Origin of the sequence: Streptomonospora arabica (assembly GCF_039531585.1) — a bacterium.
Taxonomy (GTDB): Bacteria; Actinomycetota; Actinomycetes; order Streptosporangiales; family Streptosporangiaceae; genus Streptomonospora; species Streptomonospora halophila.
The window spans coordinates 66143-82078 of record NZ_BAAAQI010000005.1 but is presented as its reverse complement, the minus strand read 5'-3'; the positions used below and the strand labels follow the sequence as shown (position 1 = coordinate 82078).

15 protein-coding genes are annotated in these 15936 nt (G+C 73.7%); 1 reads left to right on the top strand and 14 read right to left on the bottom strand.

The features are described from left to right. Positions 1-47: 47 nt before the first annotated feature. From ABD284_RS10565 to ABD284_RS10535, 7 genes are all read right to left on the bottom strand, one after another. Entirely contained in the window at positions 48-2063 is a 2016-nt protein-coding gene (locus ABD284_RS10565; RefSeq protein ID WP_344142562.1) for a hypothetical protein, read from the bottom strand. A gap of 413 nt (positions 2064-2476) precedes the next feature. After that, complete coding sequence (locus ABD284_RS10560; RefSeq protein ID WP_344142561.1) at positions 2477-2785, bottom strand: DUF1416 domain-containing protein; 309 nt, start codon at positions 2783-2785, stop codon at positions 2477-2479. A 108-nt stretch (positions 2786-2893) separates the two neighbouring features. Beyond that, a complete protein-coding gene (locus ABD284_RS10555) occupies positions 2894-3733 on the bottom strand; it encodes a sulfurtransferase (protein ID WP_344142559.1) in 840 nt (279 codons plus the stop codon). A gap of 70 nt (positions 3734-3803) precedes the next feature. Next, on the bottom strand, positions 3804-4226 hold the full coding sequence (locus ABD284_RS10550; RefSeq protein ID WP_344142557.1) for a DUF4395 domain-containing protein: 423 nt from the start codon (positions 4224-4226) through the stop codon (positions 3804-3806). Positions 4227-4560: 334 nt separating this feature from the next. Then, the gene (locus ABD284_RS25780) at positions 4561-5109 is read right to left on the bottom strand and encodes a TlpA family protein disulfide reductase (RefSeq protein ID WP_386698742.1); all 549 of its coding nucleotides are present in this window, start codon (positions 5107-5109) and stop codon (positions 4561-4563) included. A 4-nt stretch (positions 5110-5113) separates the two neighbouring features. Next, the gene (locus ABD284_RS10540) at positions 5114-5809 is read right to left on the bottom strand and encodes an LmeA family phospholipid-binding protein (protein ID WP_344142555.1); all 696 of its coding nucleotides are present in this window, start codon (positions 5807-5809) and stop codon (positions 5114-5116) included. Positions 5810-6052: 243 nt separating this feature from the next. After that, positions 6053-7288 carry a putative quinol monooxygenase gene (locus ABD284_RS10535; RefSeq protein WP_344142553.1) on the bottom strand — a complete coding sequence of 412 codons (1236 nt, stop codon included), beginning with the start codon at positions 7286-7288 and terminating at the stop codon, positions 6053-6055. Between the two features lie 186 nt (positions 7289-7474). Here ABD284_RS10535 and ABD284_RS10530 point away from each other — a divergent pair, with 186 nt between their 5' ends. Continuing rightward, entirely contained in the window at positions 7475-8380 is a 906-nt protein-coding gene (locus ABD284_RS10530; protein ID WP_344142551.1) for an HAD family hydrolase, read from the top strand. 66 nt (positions 8381-8446) lie between these two features. On the opposite strand, the gene ABD284_RS10525 is transcribed toward ABD284_RS10530, so the two are convergent. The 7 genes from ABD284_RS10525 to ABD284_RS10495 all read right to left on the bottom strand — a co-directional run bounded on the left by ABD284_RS10525 (position 8447) and on the right by ABD284_RS10495 (position 15898). After that, positions 8447-9460, bottom strand: a complete 1014-nt coding sequence (locus ABD284_RS10525) for an NAD-dependent epimerase/dehydratase family protein (protein ID WP_344142549.1) — start codon at positions 9458-9460, stop codon at positions 8447-8449. Between the two features lie 351 nt (positions 9461-9811). Beyond that, complete coding sequence (locus ABD284_RS10520) at positions 9812-9910, bottom strand: 30S ribosomal protein bS22 (protein ID WP_013155353.1); 99 nt, start codon at positions 9908-9910, stop codon at positions 9812-9814. Positions 9911-10249: 339 nt separating this feature from the next. Then, complete coding sequence (locus ABD284_RS10515) at positions 10250-10888, bottom strand: histidine phosphatase family protein (protein WP_344142547.1); 639 nt, start codon at positions 10886-10888, stop codon at positions 10250-10252. Between the two features lie 326 nt (positions 10889-11214). Continuing rightward, entirely contained in the window at positions 11215-12504 is a 1290-nt protein-coding gene (hemL, locus tag ABD284_RS10510; RefSeq protein ID WP_344142546.1) for a glutamate-1-semialdehyde 2,1-aminomutase, read from the bottom strand. A gap of 119 nt (positions 12505-12623) precedes the next feature. Further along, entirely contained in the window at positions 12624-13583 is a 960-nt protein-coding gene (locus ABD284_RS10505; protein ID WP_344142545.1) for a carbohydrate ABC transporter permease, read from the bottom strand. Further along, complete coding sequence (locus tag ABD284_RS10500; protein ID WP_344142544.1) at positions 13576-14517, bottom strand: carbohydrate ABC transporter permease; 942 nt, start codon at positions 14515-14517, stop codon at positions 13576-13578. The genes ABD284_RS10505 and ABD284_RS10500 overlap by 8 nt, the downstream gene beginning before the upstream one ends. Then, positions 14501-15898, bottom strand: a complete 1398-nt coding sequence (locus ABD284_RS10495; RefSeq protein ID WP_344142543.1) for a Gfo/Idh/MocA family protein — start codon at positions 15896-15898, stop codon at positions 14501-14503. Before ABD284_RS10495 ends, ABD284_RS10500 begins: the two co-directional genes overlap by 17 nt. Positions 15899-15936: the final 38 nt, after the last annotated feature.

Here is a 15936-nt window from a genome sequence, read left to right as displayed (position 1 = left end):
CCGGGCGGTCCGCGGAGGCTACCGCCGCGCCTGCGCGCACCCGGCCCTCAGACCGCGCGCCAGTCCAGCCGCTCGGGCGGCGGCCCCAGGTTGGGCGGGGGGTCGTCCTCGGCCGGGGTGCCGCCGTCGTCCGGGACGGCCTCGGCCGCGGCCGGCGGGGCCTTGGGGGCTTCGGCGACAGTGTTGAGAGTGGCGTCGGGCAGGGTGAGGATGCCCGGGTTTGCGTCGGCGAGCACGGGGCCGCCGGGTCCGGGCAGCACCACGGCCGTCGGCGGCAGGGTGCGCAGCCCGTGCACGTCGGCGCGGTGCTCGCCGACCGCGTCGGCCGCGCCGCCCCGCTCGTCCGGCGCCTCGCCGCCGATCCCGGCGGCCTGGGCCGTGGTGCGCCCCCACGTGGTGGCCGCGCGGACATGGCGGGCGAGGTCCAGCGGCGCCAGCGACGCGGCCGCGTTGCGCATGGAGACCGGAGCGGTGACGTCCTCCGCGGTGTCGCCGACGTAGCCGTCGGCCACCGAGCCCAGCAGCGCCTCGCCGATGACCTCGGTCAACCGGTGGACCCGCAGTGCCGGAGCCCGCTGCTCCGGCCCCGTTCCGGCACCGGCCGGCGGCGTGCCGCCGGACTCCAGCAGCGCGGGCAGCACCCGCGCGGCAGCGGCGGCGCTGGGCTGGCGCATCGCGACCGGGAAGCGGCCGCCGCCGGACAGCCAGTGCTCCGCGTCCTCGGCGACCTCGCGGAACAGCAGCACCAGCCCCGCACCGGCGCCGGACGCGGTCTCGCCCAGCCGCTCCAGGTCGTGGGCCGGCAGCGACTCCGCGCCGGCGACCACCACCGTGTGCTGCCAGGGGCGGGCGGGCGCCTGGTCGGCCGGGGCGCGGGTGGCGCGCAGCTCCAGCAGCTCGCTCAGTGCGGCCACCGTGTAGGTGCCGTAGGCGCGCGCGGAGACGTCGCCCAGCGTGCGGTCGGTGGCGATGACCTTCACCTGGGCGTAGGGCTCCTCCTCCGCGCGGCGGCCGACGCCCTCGAACGGTGCCAGGTGCTGTTCCAGCCCCCAGGCGCGCTCGCGCACCGCCCGGTCGTCGCCGCAGCGGTCGCGCAGCTCGGTGCGCCGGTCCGCGGGGAGCGGCCCGAGGACGGGGTCGGAGTCGGCCCCGGGGTCGTCGGAGGGGGTGCTCAGCGCCCGCAGCCCGCCGATGAGCTCGGCGACGCTGATCTGCGGGCCCAGTACCTCGAACAGCCGCAGCAGCAGCGTCTCGTCGGCGTCGATGTCGGCCTTCGCGTCGGCGGCGCAGGCCAGCGAGGCGAGGATGCGGGCCCGCTGCCCGGCCCCCAGGTTGGTGCCCAGGTTCATCCGCTGCAGGTCGGCCGGGAGCACCCACACCCGCGGGATGACGGCGGAGCGCTTGACCAGCGAGCACAGCTCGGCGGCGGTGCCGCGCCCCGAGAGGTCGACGACGGTGAGGTCGCCCCCGACGCGCAGCAGTGAGGCACCGACGGTGGTGAGCAGCGCCGACCAGCCGGTGTGGTCGCCCCCGGCCACGACGACGGTGTGCGTGCCGTCCGGCGGGCGGACCCCGTACCAGCGGGGCTGGGACTCGTAGACGCGCTTGCGGCTCTGCCACTCGGCGTAGGCGCGGGCGTGCTCCTCCTGGCGCTCGCGCAGGTCGCGTTCGCGTACGGCGCGCTCGGCCTCCAGGCGGCTCTTCTCGGCGCGCAGCCGCTCGCTCGTGACGCGGCGGCCCTGCAGCAGGGCGACGGCGATGGGAAGCGCCACGGCCGCGCACGCCAGGCAGGCGACGAGGACGAACAGGCCCGGCAGCACGCGCAGCGGCCACAGCGGCAGGCACAGCAGGGCGACGGCTCCCAGGACGGCCAGGGCCGCGTACAGCGGGCGGTGGGTGCGTGCCTCGGCACGGCGCTGGGCCGACACCCACTCCGCGCTGAGGGCGACGCGGTCGCCGGGTGAGGGGCGCTGCGGCGGCGGGCCGGGGGCGGGCGCCGGCACCTCGTAGCGCCAACCGAGGTAGGTCGGAGTCGGATGGGGTCCCGATGCGGGATCGGCCACCTCGAAGCACCTCCTGCCCGGCATCGGGGCGGCCGGGTCGGCATCGCAGGATATGCGGAGATCGTGCGGAGACTACCGCAGATGTTGGCAGGAGGTCTCCGGGTTGTCACGACCCGGCCGCGAATCGCGGCCGGCGGGCCGCGCCGGAGCGCGCGGAGGCTGCGCCCCCGGCGCGCGGGCGCGGCCGGTCGGGCGCCGGCCGCCGCCGAGACCGGCCGCCCCGCCGACGATCCGGCGGACACGAGGCGGACGCGCGGACGCCACCACCCGTCACCGGCCGGCGGGCCGCCTCTCGCCGACTCTCGCCGCCTCTTCGGGCGAGCCGACGGTGCGCGAAAGCAGCGGACGCCGGTGCCGGCGGGGATGCACCCCGCCCGCACCGGCGTCCGCGCGTCGTCCGGCCGCGGCCGTGCTCAGGCGTCGACCTGGAGGTCGACCACCTTCCCGGTCTCCGCGTCGACCTCGTACTCGCCGGTGAAGCCCTTCGAGGCCAGCACGCGCACCTTCCACGCGCCGTCGGCGGCGAAGAAGCGGAACGTGCCCTCCTCGCCGGTGGCCACCTCGCCGACGAAGTCGTCGGAGCTGTTCAGCAGGCGCGCGTAGGCGCCGCTGAGCGGCACGCCGTCACGGCGCACCACGCCCTGGATGACCGCCTGGTCGCCCGCGTCGGCGTCGGCCAGGGCCACTCCCCCGACCGGCGCTCCGCATCCGTTGTCGCTCACTGCGTCTCCTCCTAGGTCGTTGCCGGTCCGGTGCTCGTTCGGCGCCCGGGCCGGTGCCCTGCGCCCGCCGCGCGGACCGGCCGGCGGGCCGTGGCGGCCGCTACTCGGCTACTTGGCCTCGCCCAGCTCCACGGGCACGCCCACCAGCGAGCCGTACTCGGTCCAGGAGCCGTCGTAGTTCTTCACGTTGTCCAGTCCGAGCAGCTCGTGCAGCGCGAACCAGGTGTGCGAGGAGCGCTCGCCGATCCGGCAGTAGGCGATGATGTCCTTGTTCAGGTCGACGCCGGCCTCGGTGTAGAGCTTGCGCAGTTCCTCGTCGCTCTTGAAGGTGCCGTCGTCGTTGGCGGTCTTGGCCCAGGGGATGTTGCGCGCGGTCGGGATGTGGCCCGGCCGCTGCGCGCTCTCCTGCGGCAGGTGCGCCGGCGCCAGCAGCTTGCCGGCGAACTCGTCGGGCGAGCGCACGTCGACCAGGTCCTTGCTGCCGATGGCGTCGACGACCTCTTCGCGGAACGCGCGGATCGAGGTGTCCTGCTCCTTGGCGGTGTAGGCCGTCTTGGAACGCTGCGGGACCTCCTCGACCAGCTCGCGGGAGTCCAGTTCCCACTTCTTGCGGCCGCCGTCGAGCAGCTTGGTGTTCTGGTGGCCGTAGAGGCGGAAGTACCAGTAGGCGTAGGCCGCGAACCAGTTGTTGTTGCCGCCGTAGAGCACCACGGTGTCGTCGTTGGAGATGCCCTTTTCGGAGAGGAGCTTCTCGAAGCCGGTGCGGTCCACGAAGTCGCGGCGGACGGGGTCCTGGAGCTCGGTCTTCCAGTCGATCTTGACGGCGTTGCGGATGTGGCCCTTGTCGTAGGCCGACGTGTCCTCGTCCACCTCAACGAGGACGACGCTCGGCTCGTCGAGGCGGGCCTCCACCCAGTCGGCGTCCACGAGGACGTCGGAGCGGCTCATGGGGAACCTCCTTCAATCGTCGGTTGGTCGTTCGTTTCGCCGCGGGGGCGGTCGTGCGGTGCCGGACGCCTCACGGGGTACGGCCCGCCGGGGTCAGCCGGCGCATCAGCAGGAACATCTCGCAGCCCAGGCACAGGCCGAAGGCGGCGTTGAGGAAAGCGGCCAGAAGGGCGAGCGCGGTCGCGGCGATGCCCACCCAGGCGCCGACGGCGAGGTAGCCGACCAGTCCGACCAGCGCGAACACCAGTCCGACCGCCTGGGCGAAGCGCGGCGGAGCCGAGTCCTCGGTCTCCGGCGGCGGGCCCAGCCGGGGGCGGATCAGCCAGGCGTAGAGCAGGCCGTAGGGCGAGCGCCGCACACCGGCGGCGACGGCGGCGGCGAATACCAGCGCCTGGGCCGCGAGCAGCCACACACTTCCGGTGACCAGCACGATCGCCAGTACTGCGGTGGTGATGGCGGCGGTGAAGCGCTGACCTCGCGGGTCGACCTGCATCGTGGACTTACCACCCGGGTGAGTGCTGCTGCTTGCGGAGTCGAGGGGCGGCCGGCGGCCGGACGTGCGCGGCGGGCCGAATCAGGCCCGGGGGCGATCGGCTCTAGCGGACAGCACGACAGAGTGCGGTGGCGACGTGGCAGAAGTCCACGGCGCGCCGCTTGGTCAGAAACGGCTCTGTCGGAGAACTCACGCCCCTGATGGTACGTGGTGCGCACACGGATGTCACGGGTGGGTCGACTCACAGACCCCCGTCCGGCCTGGGCATCCGCGCCACCGCCGGCGGCCGGCCGTCGCGGCCGGGCCGCGGCCCCTCGGAGGGAGCGGCGCAGGGCTAGGGGATCGCCTCGCCCAGGGCCGCGATCACGTCGGGCTTGCGGGGCTGCCCGGCCGCCCGCTGGGTGATGCGGCCTCCGGCGTCGAGTACGAGCACGGTCGGCGTGCGCATGATGTCCAGCCGGCGGACCAGGTCCAGGTGCGACTCGGCGTCGACCTCGACGTGGGCCACACCCTCGACCATGGAGCTGACCTCGGCGAGCACGCGCCGGGTCGCGCGGCAGGGCTGGCAGAAGGCGGTGGAGAACTGCACCAGGGTCGCGCGCTTGCCGAGCCCGGCGCCCAGGTCGACCTCGGTCAGCTCCTGCGCCGCTCCGCCTCCGGCTGCGGGGTGTCCGCTCGCCGCCCGTGCGTCCATGCCGGATACCTCCCCGGATGCCGACTGCGCCGCCGCCTGCCGGAGGCGCGCCCGGCGGGCGCCGCCGAAGGCGCGGAAGCGCCCGTCGAACCGGCGCCGCAGCAGGCCGAAGGCGGTGCCCAGCACGAGGACCGCCGCCAGGGCGGCGGCTCCGGCCAGGGTCTCGGCGCCCGGTGCGCCCGCGTCCACGAGGCTACCCGGCGGCGGGCGAGGTGCCGACGAGCTCCACGTCGCGCGCCTCCGCCATGACCTCGACGCCGTTGGGCAGGGCCTCGATGCTCTGCACCTCGAGTCCGAACGGCATCTCGGGGACGGGCACCTGGAGCGACAGCATCTGCTCGACGAGGTCCATGCCGCCCAGCCCGGTCTGGCCGACCTCGATGTTGGAGGGGGTGACCATGATGGAGTCGTCCTCGACCGAGACCTGCAGGTCCGCCGAGACCGGCGTGCTGTACTGGCCCAGCGCGAGGTCGCCCGACATGCGCGGCTTTCCGTTCTCGTTCTCGATCACGATGCCCTCGGGCAGGCGCTTCTGTAGCTCGCTGTAGGGCAGCGTCACCTTCGCCTCGGCGGTGCCCGCCACCACGCTGGGCTGGGTCATCAGGTCCGACAGCGGTGCCGTGACGTCGCGCGCCGTGACGTTGACGCGCTCCAGCTGGACGCTGTCGACGACGATCGCCCCGGTGACGATCCTGATCTCGTCGTACTCGCCGCTGACAGCCTGCGTGAGGAAGGGGAAGCCGCCGATGGTGACCTCGGGTTCGGAGGCCATCTCGTACTGCTGCTCGACACGCGAGGCGATCTCGCTCTCCGCCGCGTAGTGCAGGCCGCGGTCGGCGACGGCCACCACGATCAGCACGAAGATCACAAAGACGAGGAACTTTCGCATCGGGCTACCAGCACGCTCCTGTTGGGTCCGGCGCCCCGCCCGGCTCCGACATCCGGCCGGCGGGCACGCCACGGCGGCGTCGGAGGGCGCCCAAAGCTCGGTACTTGATCGAAGGGTACTTCACGCGTATCGCCGCTCCGGGCCCGAGGGGGATATCCCAGCGAATTCTGACGAAGCACCCAGGCGCCCGGCCCGGTCCTGTCGGCAGGGCCGAGGGGCGGCACCGGCCGAACGACGACGAGGTTAGCGCGGCATGAGCATGCTGGCTAGGTTGTCGGTCGCGGAGGCGCCCGCGAGCGAGAGCTCGATCACGTTGGTGGCGACCACCGCCGCCGTGCTCCGCCTGCCGAACTCCAGCACGTGCGGCTGCTGCTCGTGCTCCTCCATCGCGAGCTCGTCGCGGTAGATCGCGTAGACGATCCGCTGCAGCGGCGCGCTGGGCACCGTGTGGCAGGCGAAGAGGAGGGTGTCCGGCTCATTGCGGGCGACCTGGTCGACGACCTCGTCCGCGGCCTCGTCGAACGCGTCGGCGCGGCCGTCGGCCAGCGTGTAGATGGTGATGACGCCGAGGATGCGCTGCTGCCGCGACGAAGCCGGGGCCTGCCGGCCCGCCGGGGCGCCGCGGGCGTCCCGGTCGTCATAGGGCTCGTCGTCGTAGCCGTCATAGCCGTCGTAGTCGTCGTCGTACTCGTCGCGGCCGCGCCGCCGGCGCCTACCCCACACACCGTCCTCCTCATCGTCGGCGGCGTCGTCGCCGCGTTCGTCGCCGCGGCCGCGGCCCGATCGGGAGCGGCCGCGGGCCCTGCGGTTGGGACGCTCTCGCGGGGGATCGACGGCCCGCAGGAAGCCCACCCACAGGGCCGCAAGAGCACCGAGCATCAGCAGCTGCCCGAGGATACCGAGGCCGAAGCGGCTGACGACGACCTCCAGCAGCACCGCGAGCCCCATCAGTGCGAGCACCGACAGCTCGTGCCGGGAGAGCCGGGGCTGGTCGCGGAGCCTCCGGGCCACCACGATCGCGCAGGCCACCAGCGCCACCGCGGCGAACACGTGCACCAGGGCCAGCGCCAGCGCCGGGATGGTGTCGTAGTGCTCGCGCATGACCGGGTAGTCGTTGTCGAACCGGCCGCGAAGCCGGTCCATGGTGAGCACCACCAGCGGCACGACGCCCAGGGTGGTCACCACCAGGCGGGTGCCGAAGCGCGCCCGCGCCGATCCCACCGCGTACTCCACGGCCCCCCAGCCGATCAGCAGCGGACCCAGGTGCCCGATGCCGATCTGCAGGATGCGGAACGTGGCTTCGTTGAAGCCGAGCAGCGCACCAGGGAAGGCCGCGCTCAGCGCGATTCCGAGCACGACCGCTGAGGCGCCCCAGGCCGCAGCGAAGAGCCGCGGCCTTCGGGCGCCGCGGGCGATCAGCGCCGCGCTGGCGCTCCAAGCCACAAGGGCGCAGACGAATGCCAGTCCAACCTCGACCATTCCGCTAATGATGGTGCACTCGCGGCCCCTGCCGTGAATCCGCGGGCATATTCTTCCGCCCGATTTGCCCTACTCACCAGTATTTGAACTGAATCAGCGGTTTGACATGTGAGTTACCTCACCGGACACAGAGCGGTATCCGCCGGGTTGTCCGGCCGTGCGCGGAGGGGTCTTAGGCTCGGAGGCATGTGGCGTTATCTCCGTCGGGCCGACCGCGGCCGTGCCGTCCTGGCCGGCGAGGCCTCGGCGGCCGCCGCCGAGGCCCGCAGCGGCGCGGCGCGGAGCCTCCCGGCGCCGGCGGATCCGGCTGCCGGCGCCGACCGCACCGGCGCGCCCATCGCCTTCTTCGACGTCGACAACACCCTGATGCGGGGCGCGTCGATCTACCACTTCGCCCGCGGCTTGGCCGCACGCGACCTCTTCACGACCCGCGACCTCCTGCGCTTCGCGTGGGGGCAGATGCTCTTCCGGGCCAGCGGAACCGAGCAGCCCCAGCAGATCAACGCCGCACGCGAGGCCGCGCTGGCCTTCGTCGCCGGCCACGACGTCGACGACCTCGTGGGACTGTGCGAGGAGATCTACGACGACACGATGGCCGGCCGCATCTGGGAGGGCACCCGCCGCCTCGTCCACCGCCACCTCGCTCGCGGCGAGCGCGTGTGGCTGGTCACCGCCACGCCGGTGGAGCTGGCCGACATCATCAAGCGCAGGCTCGGACTGGACGGCGCATTGGGCACGGTGGCCGAGACCGTCGACGGGGTCTACACCGGCCGACTGGTCGGCGACCTGCTGCACGGCCCGGCCAAAGCGGCCGCCGCTGAGGCGCTCGCCCGCCGCGAGGGCGTCGACCTGGACGACTGCACGGCCTACAGCGACTCCAGCAACGACCTCCCGCTGCTGGCTGCAGTGGGCCGCCCCAACGCGGTCAACCCCGACGACGCGCTGCGCGACCACGCGCTCGGGGCGGGCTGGCCGGTGCACGAGTTCCGCACGCACCGCGCCGCCCTGCGCGTAGGCGTGCCCGCGGCGCTCACCGGGGCGGTGGCCGGAGGCGTCGCAGTGACCGTTCTGCGCCGCCGCACACGCCGCTGACGGCGGCGCCGCGCCGCAGCGCGCGAGAGCGGTACGGGTGTGCGCCCGGCCGAGCGTGCGCGGCGCTCAGGCCCCCAGCGCCGGACGGGTCCGGTGCGGGCGGCGCGGAGGAGCCGCCCCGTGCCGGCGCGGGCCCCCGCCGCGCTCGCTCAGGTAGGCGTCGAACGCCTCGCTGGAGGTGTAGGCGGGGGACCAGCCCAGCTCGCGCTCCAGCTTGCCCGCATCCACCACGCGGCCGGAGCACAGCAGCCGGAGCTGGTCGGGCGAGTAGTCGAACTCGCCGCGCCGCGCCAGCCCGCCGAGCATGCGCAGACCGCGCTCGGGCATGGCGAAGCGCCGCCGCCCCACCCGCCGCAGGCACTGCGACAGCGGCAGGGATCCCGACCCCGCCACGTTGAACACGCCGGCGTTGGCGCTCAGCGCCATCCGGTGCACCGCCTCGACGCCGTCGTCCTCGTGGATGAACTGCATGCGCGGGTCGTAGCCGCGGACCGTCGGCACCAGCCGCAGCCCGAAGTAGCGGGTCAGGGGGGTGTCCACGGACGGGCCGATGAAGCTGGCGAAGCGCAGCACCGCCACCGAAAGCTCGGGGCGGCGCCGGGCGAGGGCGCCCGTGTGCTCCTCGACCTCGGCGGCGTTGTGCGCGTAGGCGGAGCGCGGCATGCTGCGCGCCTCGCCCTCCTCGGTGCACAGCAGCGTGTCGTGGCCGGACTGGCCGTAGACGGCGGCGCTGGAACGCACGACCAGGCGGGCGACCGACTCCGAGCGCTGGCAGCCGGCCAGCAGCTGCATGGTGCCCAGGATGTTGCCGTTGCCGGTGGCCGATCCTCCACCCGGAGCGCTCCCGGCGGGAGTCAGCCCCAGGTGGAGCACCGTGTCGGCACCGGAGTCGACGACGGTCTGCGCGATGCTGCCGCCGTGCAGGTCGGCTGAGACGTGCTCGACCCCGCCCAGCGGATGGCGCGGAGGCGCCGCGTCCACACCGACGACCCGGTCGACGCCGGGGTCGGCGGCCACGGCCTCGGCCACTCGGGCTCCCAGATGGCGGGAGACTCCTGTTACCAGTACGATGCGGCCCATTGGACGCGCCTCCACGATCGACTTCGTCCACACGGCTGAAGCCGGTGGACTCCGGTCGGCGCCGGTACCGACCGGTGCGGTACTGCCTCGGGGGTTCCCGCTGGTTCCTGCTTCCACCGTCGCGGTCTCGGCAGGCCGGCACGGCGTTCTCCGCCGCATGGGCCGCCGCGCGGCCCCGGAAAGCGGCCGACCCGGCACCGGAGCCGGGACCGCGCCGCCGGAAGACCGGTCAGGGGTTCTGACGGGGGCTTCCGAGGGGACTTCACTCCGGGAGAAGGAGGTCTCCGCGGCGACCGCGCCGCCGCAGCGCCCGGTGCCCGCGGAGAGACCGACCTCTGGTTGACGTCCCGGCTACTTCTTGTTGCGGCGCGCGACCCGGGTCCTCTTCAGCAGCTTGCGGTGCTTCTTCTTCGCCATGCGCTTGCGGCGCTTCTTGATGACGGAACCCATACGGCTCACCTCTCGCCAGCGGACCAGATGACACGACGGCCCGCCCCGCCCGCTGCACATGAGGCAGCGCGCGTGCGGAACCGGCGGAAGAATGCGGCGGGATCCGTCGCAGTGACGGGCGCGCGGGACCGCGCTCCGATGAAGGACGCCGCACCCGAGAGACCAGCCTACCGCTTGGCACAACGCGGTCGGCGCACCGGCCGCCCTCGTCGGCCGTTCCCCCGGCCCGAAACACGGATGCGGGGCGCCGAATTCCCCGCCGCCGCCCCTGATGCCGGCACCGCGCGCAGGCGTAGCCGCGCCGAGCCGCGCGCCGCCCCAAGCGGCGCCGACGCGGGCTCAGGCGCCCGGGACCAGGGGGCCGCTGCGGCGGTAGAGGTCGGCGGCCGGCTCGGCGTAGCCCACGCTGACCAGCTTCTGGTCCTCGAAGGTCAGCGACGTCACGCTGGCCAGGTTGCACTGCCGGCGGTCGGGGCGGTGCCAGAGCCGCTTCTTCTCGGCCGCCCGCCGCGCCATCCAGATCGGAAGCTGGTGGCTGACGCAGACCGCCTCGCGCCCCCACGCCTCCTTGCGCACCACCTTGATGACGTCGACCATGCGGGCCACGATGCCCGCGTAGGGCTCGCCCCACGAGGGCCGGAAGGGGTTGTAGAGCCGGCGCAGCACCTGCACGTCGCGGACCGAGCGCGACGACAGTGTCATGCCCTGGAAGGTGTTGCCGGCCTCTATCAGGCGCTCGTCGAGCCGGACGCCCACCCCGAACTCGTCGGCGACCGGCCGGGCGGTCTCCTTGGCGCGGTCGAGCGGCGAGGTGTACAGCGCGGCGATGTCGCGCCCGGTGAACCACTCGGCCGCCAGTGCGGCCATGTCCGTGCCGTTCTCGCTCAGGTGGAACTCCGGCAGCCGGCCGTAGAGGATCCCGTCCGGGTTGTGCACTTCGCCGTGCCTGAGGAGATGGACAACGGTGGTCGTACTCATGTGCGGGGGACCGATTCCCTTCCGATCGTCGTGGGACTGCGCCGGGCGGCGCGCGGCTCGCCCGGGACGCGGACCGCCCGCCGGGCGGCTACGGAGCGGCGGCGTGCCGAGTGCCGACGGCACGCGCGTCGCCGACCTCGACGGCGGCGCCGGCGCCGCACTACCAATCTATCGAGCGCGAACGGGCCGGCGCCCACCGCGCCCGGCCCCGCGGGTCGCCGCCCGGCGCGGCGGCGGGCGGGCGCCGCTTCGGCGCTCGGGCGCGCCGCGAGCCCGGGGCGCCGGACCCGCGGCCCGGTTCCGTCGAGGGCCGGTCGCTGCGCCGCTCAGACCTCGGCGGCGGCCCGCGCCGCCCGGGGCAGCGCGCCGACGATGCGCTCGACGGCGGTCTCGTCGTGCGCGGCCGAGAGGAACCAGGCCTCGAACGCGGCCGGCGGCAGGTGGACGCCCTGGTCGAGCATCGCGTGGAAGAAGGCGGCGAACCTGTCGAGGTGCTGGGCGCGGGCGCCGTCGAAGTCGGTGACCTCCTCGCCGGTGAAGAAGACGGTGAACAGGCTGCCGCCGCGCTGGACGCGGTGCTCGACCCCGGCCGCGCTCAGCTCGCGCTCCACGGCGGAGGCGACCTGGTCGGCGGCGGCGTCGATGCGCGCGTACACGTCGTCGGTGGCGTTGCGCAGCGTCGCCAGGCCGGCCGCGGTGGCCAGCGGGTTCCCCGACAGCGTGCCCGCCTGGTAGACGGGTCCGGACGGGGCGAGCAGCTCCATCAGCTCGGCGCGGCCGCCGAAGGCCGCCGCGGGAAGGCCGCCGCCCATGACCTTGCCGTAGGTGACCAGGTCGGGGGCCACGCCCTCCAGGCCGTACCAGCCGGACCGGCTGACGCGGAACCCGGTCAGCACCTCGTCCAGCACCAGCAGCGCGCCGTTGGCCGCGGCGATCTCCTTCAGCCGCGCGTTGAAGCCGTCGCGGGGCGGGACGACGCCCATGTTGGCGGGGCAGGCTTCGGCGATCACGCAGGCGATGTCCTCACCCTGCTCGGCGAACACCCGTTCGACGGCGGCGATGTCGTTGTAGGGCAGCACGACGGTGTCGGCCGCACTGGCGCCGGTGACACCGGGCGAGTCCGGCAGGGCGAAGGTGGCCACGCCCGAGCCGGCGGAGGCCAGGAGGGCGTCGACGTGCCCGTGGTAGTTGCCGGCGAACTTGACGACCTTGCCGCGGCCGGTGGCGGCGCGGGCCAGGCGGATCGCCGACATGGTCGCCTCGGTGCCGGAGTTGACCAGCCGGACCTGCTCGACCGGGGTGCGGGCGGCGATCTCCTCGGCCAGCTCGACCTCGCCCGCGGTGGGGGCGCCGTAGGAGGTCCCCTTGGCCGCGGCCTCGGTCAGCGCCTCGACGACGGCGGGGTGCGCATGCCCCAGGATCAGCGGACCCCAGGAGCAGACGAGGTCGACGTAGGTGTTGCCGTCGACGTCGGTGAGGTAGGGGCCCGCGCCCGACGCCATGAACGGCGGCGTGCCCCCCACCGCCCCGAACGCGCGGACGGGCGAGTTCACCGCACCGGGGACGACGGCGCCGGCTCGCTGGAACAGCTCAACAGAAGTCTCTCGTGTACCCACGTCCCCAAGTGTGGCAGGAGGCGCCCGCCGGTTCGCCCGCGTCCCGGCGCCGCCCGGACCGGTGCGCCGCGCTCCCGCCCGGCGCGTGCGCACGGGCGGGAGCGCCTCCGCTCCGCGGCCTACTTCAGGCCGGTCGTCGCGATGCCCCGGACCAGGTACCGCTGACCGAACAGGAAGATCACGAAGATCGGGACCAGCGAGACCACCGACATCGCCATCAGCGAGCCCCACGAGCTGTCGGAGGTGGAGTCGACGAACGTCCGCAGGGCCACGGGCACCGTGTACATCTCCGGGTCGGTGAGGAAGATGAGCTGACTGAAGAAGTCGTTCCAGGTCCAGATGAAGGTGAAGATCGCCGTGGTGGCCAGGGCGGGGGTGGACAGCGGCAGCATGACCTGCAGGAAGATCCGGGCGTGGCCGGCGCCGTCGATGTGGGCCGCCTCGGTCAGGTCGCGCGGGACCCCGCGGAAGAACTGCACCATCAGGAAGATGAAGAACGCGTCGGTGGCCAGCAGCTTCGGCACGACCAGCGGCAGGTAGGTGTTGATCCAGTCCAGAGAGGAGAACAGGACGTACTGCGGCACGATCACCACGTGGATCGGCAGCATGATCGACATCAGCATGACGGCGAACCACAGCTTGCGGCCCCGGAAGTTCAGCCGGGCGAACGCGTAGCCCGCCATCGAGCACGAGACCAGGTTGCCCAGCACGGCTCCGGCCACCACCACCAGCGAGTTCAGCAGGTAGTGGGTGAAGGGGTGGGCCAGCGCCGTCCATCCGAGGGTGTAGTTGCTCAGGTCGACCTCGCTGGGGATCAGCGAGGGGTCGCGGAAGATCAGGGCGTCGGGTTTGAGGGAGCTCGCGGCCATCCACAGCAGCGGGTAGATCATCACGAGCCCGACGGTGGTCAGCAGCGCGTGCTTGCCCGTGCGCCGCACCACCCCGGGCCAGTCGGCGCGGCGGAGTGCGGCCCGCGGCCTCGGCACCCCGCCGGAGGAGGGGCCGTTCGCGCCGGGCGCCGGAGCCCGGCCGCGGCGCTCGGCCCGGCTGTCGGTGGCGAGCAGGTCGTGTTCAGTCATCGTAGAAGACCCAGTACTTCGAGACGAGGAAGTTGACCGCGGTGAGCCCCGCGACGATCACCAGCAGCAGCCAGGCCATCGCCGACGCGTACCCCATGTGCAGGTTGGCGAAGCCTTCCTCGTAGAGGTACAGCGTGTAGAACAGCGTCGAGTCGATGGGCCCGCCGGTGCCTCCGCTGACGACGAAGGCCTGTGTGAACGCCTGGAAGGCGAAGATGGTCTGCAGGACCAGGTTGAAGAAGATGATGGGCGTCAGCAGCGGGACCGTGACGCTGCGGAACCGGCGCAGCTTCCCGGCGCCGTCGATGGCCGACGCCTCGTAGAGGTGCCGCGGGATCTGGCGCAGCCCGGCGAGGAAGATCACCATCGGCGAGCCGAAGGTCCACACGTTGAACACGATGAGGGTGCCCAGCGCGTAGTCGGGGTGGGCGATCCACCCGGGGCCGTCGATCCCGAACAGCGCCAGGAGCTGGTTGATCAGCCCGGTGTTGCCGAAGATCCGCCGCCACAGGATCGCGACGGCCACGCTGGCGCCCAGCAGCGAGGGCAGGTAGAACACCGAGCGGTAGATCGGCAGGCCGCGCAGCCCGCGGTCGAGGAACAGGGCGAGCCCCAGCGCAGCGGCCAGTTGCAGCGGCACGGAGACGAAGACGTAGGTGAAGGTCACCCGCAGCGACGTGAACAGCCGCGGGTCCTCGGCCATCGCCCGGTAGTTCTCCAGCCCGGTCCACTCGGGCGCGTCCAACAGGCTGTAGTCGGTGAACGACAGGTACAGCGACGCCGTGATCGGTCCGACGGTGATCAGCGCCAGGCCGACGAACCACGGGGCGAGGAACACCAGCGCCGCCCGGTTGTCGCCGCGCTCGGCCGGGCTGGTCCCGGCGCGGCCCGCTTTGGTGCGCCGCAGGGCGGCGAGCTCACCGATCGCCGACATGGTGCCTCCCCGACGCCTGCCCCCACGGGCCGCCGGAGGCCTCGGCCGGCTCGGGCAGCCCGAGCTCGGCGATGCGGACCGGCAGTCCCGACTCCATCGAGGCGTTGGCCGCCAAGCCGACGGCGACGGAGGAGAGCCCGTCGCCGAGCCCGGCCCGCCGCCCCAGCGGGTCGGGCGCGGCGACGCCGAACACGTCCTCCAGCAGCAGGGCGTCGCCGCCGCCGTGGCCGCCGTCGCCGTCGTCGGCGATGGGCACCGGCTGCGCCTTCTCCCAGTGCCGCTGCACGGTCAGCCACGCCCCCCGGCGGCGGGCCTCGCCGTCGGCGGTGTCGGCGACCGAGCTGGCGTCGAGCACGTACCGGCCGTCGGCGCCGGGCAGCACGGCGCTGCGTTCGACCACGTCGAGCTCGGCGCGCCCGGCCGTGCCGTTGACGCAGACGCGGTAGCCCTCCCACGGGCTGTGCGCGTTGAGCGAGTAGGTCAGCAGGGCGCCGCCGCGGTAGCCGGCCAGCACGGACACGTTGTCCTCGATCGTGATGCCGGGCGAGAACACGTCGCGGTCGCGCAGGTAGCCGTCGTGGGACTCGGCCTCCCAGTACAGGGAGCGCAGGACCGGGTCGGCGCGCAGGTCGAGGGCGAAGGGGTCGGTGCTGGGCGGGTCGGTCGTCCCGCGCTCGGGGCGCTCGCCCAGCCCGCGTGCGCGGGCGTTGGCGTCGCCGTAGAAGCGCAGGCCGCCGCCCGCGAAGACCCACTCGGGCGCGTCGGCCAGCCACCAGTTCACCAGGTCGAAGTGGTGGGCGGCCTTGTGCACGGAGAGCCCGGCCGAGCGCGCCTTCTCCCGGTGCCAGCGGCGGAAGTAGTCGGCGCCGTGCATGGTGTCCAGCGCCCACTCGAAGTGGACCGAGGTCACCTCGCCGATGCGCCCCGAGGAGAGGACCTCCTTCAGCGCGGCGTTGCGCGGCGAGTAGCGGTAGTTGAACGTCAGCACCAGGGAGCGGCCCGTCTCGGCCGCCGCCTCGGCGATCGCGCGGCAGCCCGCGACCGAGGTGGTCAGCGGCTTCTCCAGCACGACGTCGGCGCCGGCCCGCATGGCGCGGGCGGCGTTCTCGGCGTGGGTCCAGTCGGGGCTGGTCACCACGACGGTGTCGATCCGCCGGTCTGCGACCATGCGCTCCAGCTCCGAGGGCGCGTACCGGGCGGGCGCCGGCGCGTCCGGCCGGTGCTCGGCGACGAGGGCGTCGGCGGCGTCCATCCGCGCCGGGTTGGGTTCGCACCAGGCGGCCGTTTCGGCGGAGCCGGCGTAGGTGCCGGCCAGCGCGGCGATGAAGAACCGGGCGCGCGCCCCCGTGCCGACCACGGCGTACCGGCGGATCTCGGTCATGTGTCTCCTTCGCGTCGGGTGTCGCGTCGTGTGCGTCC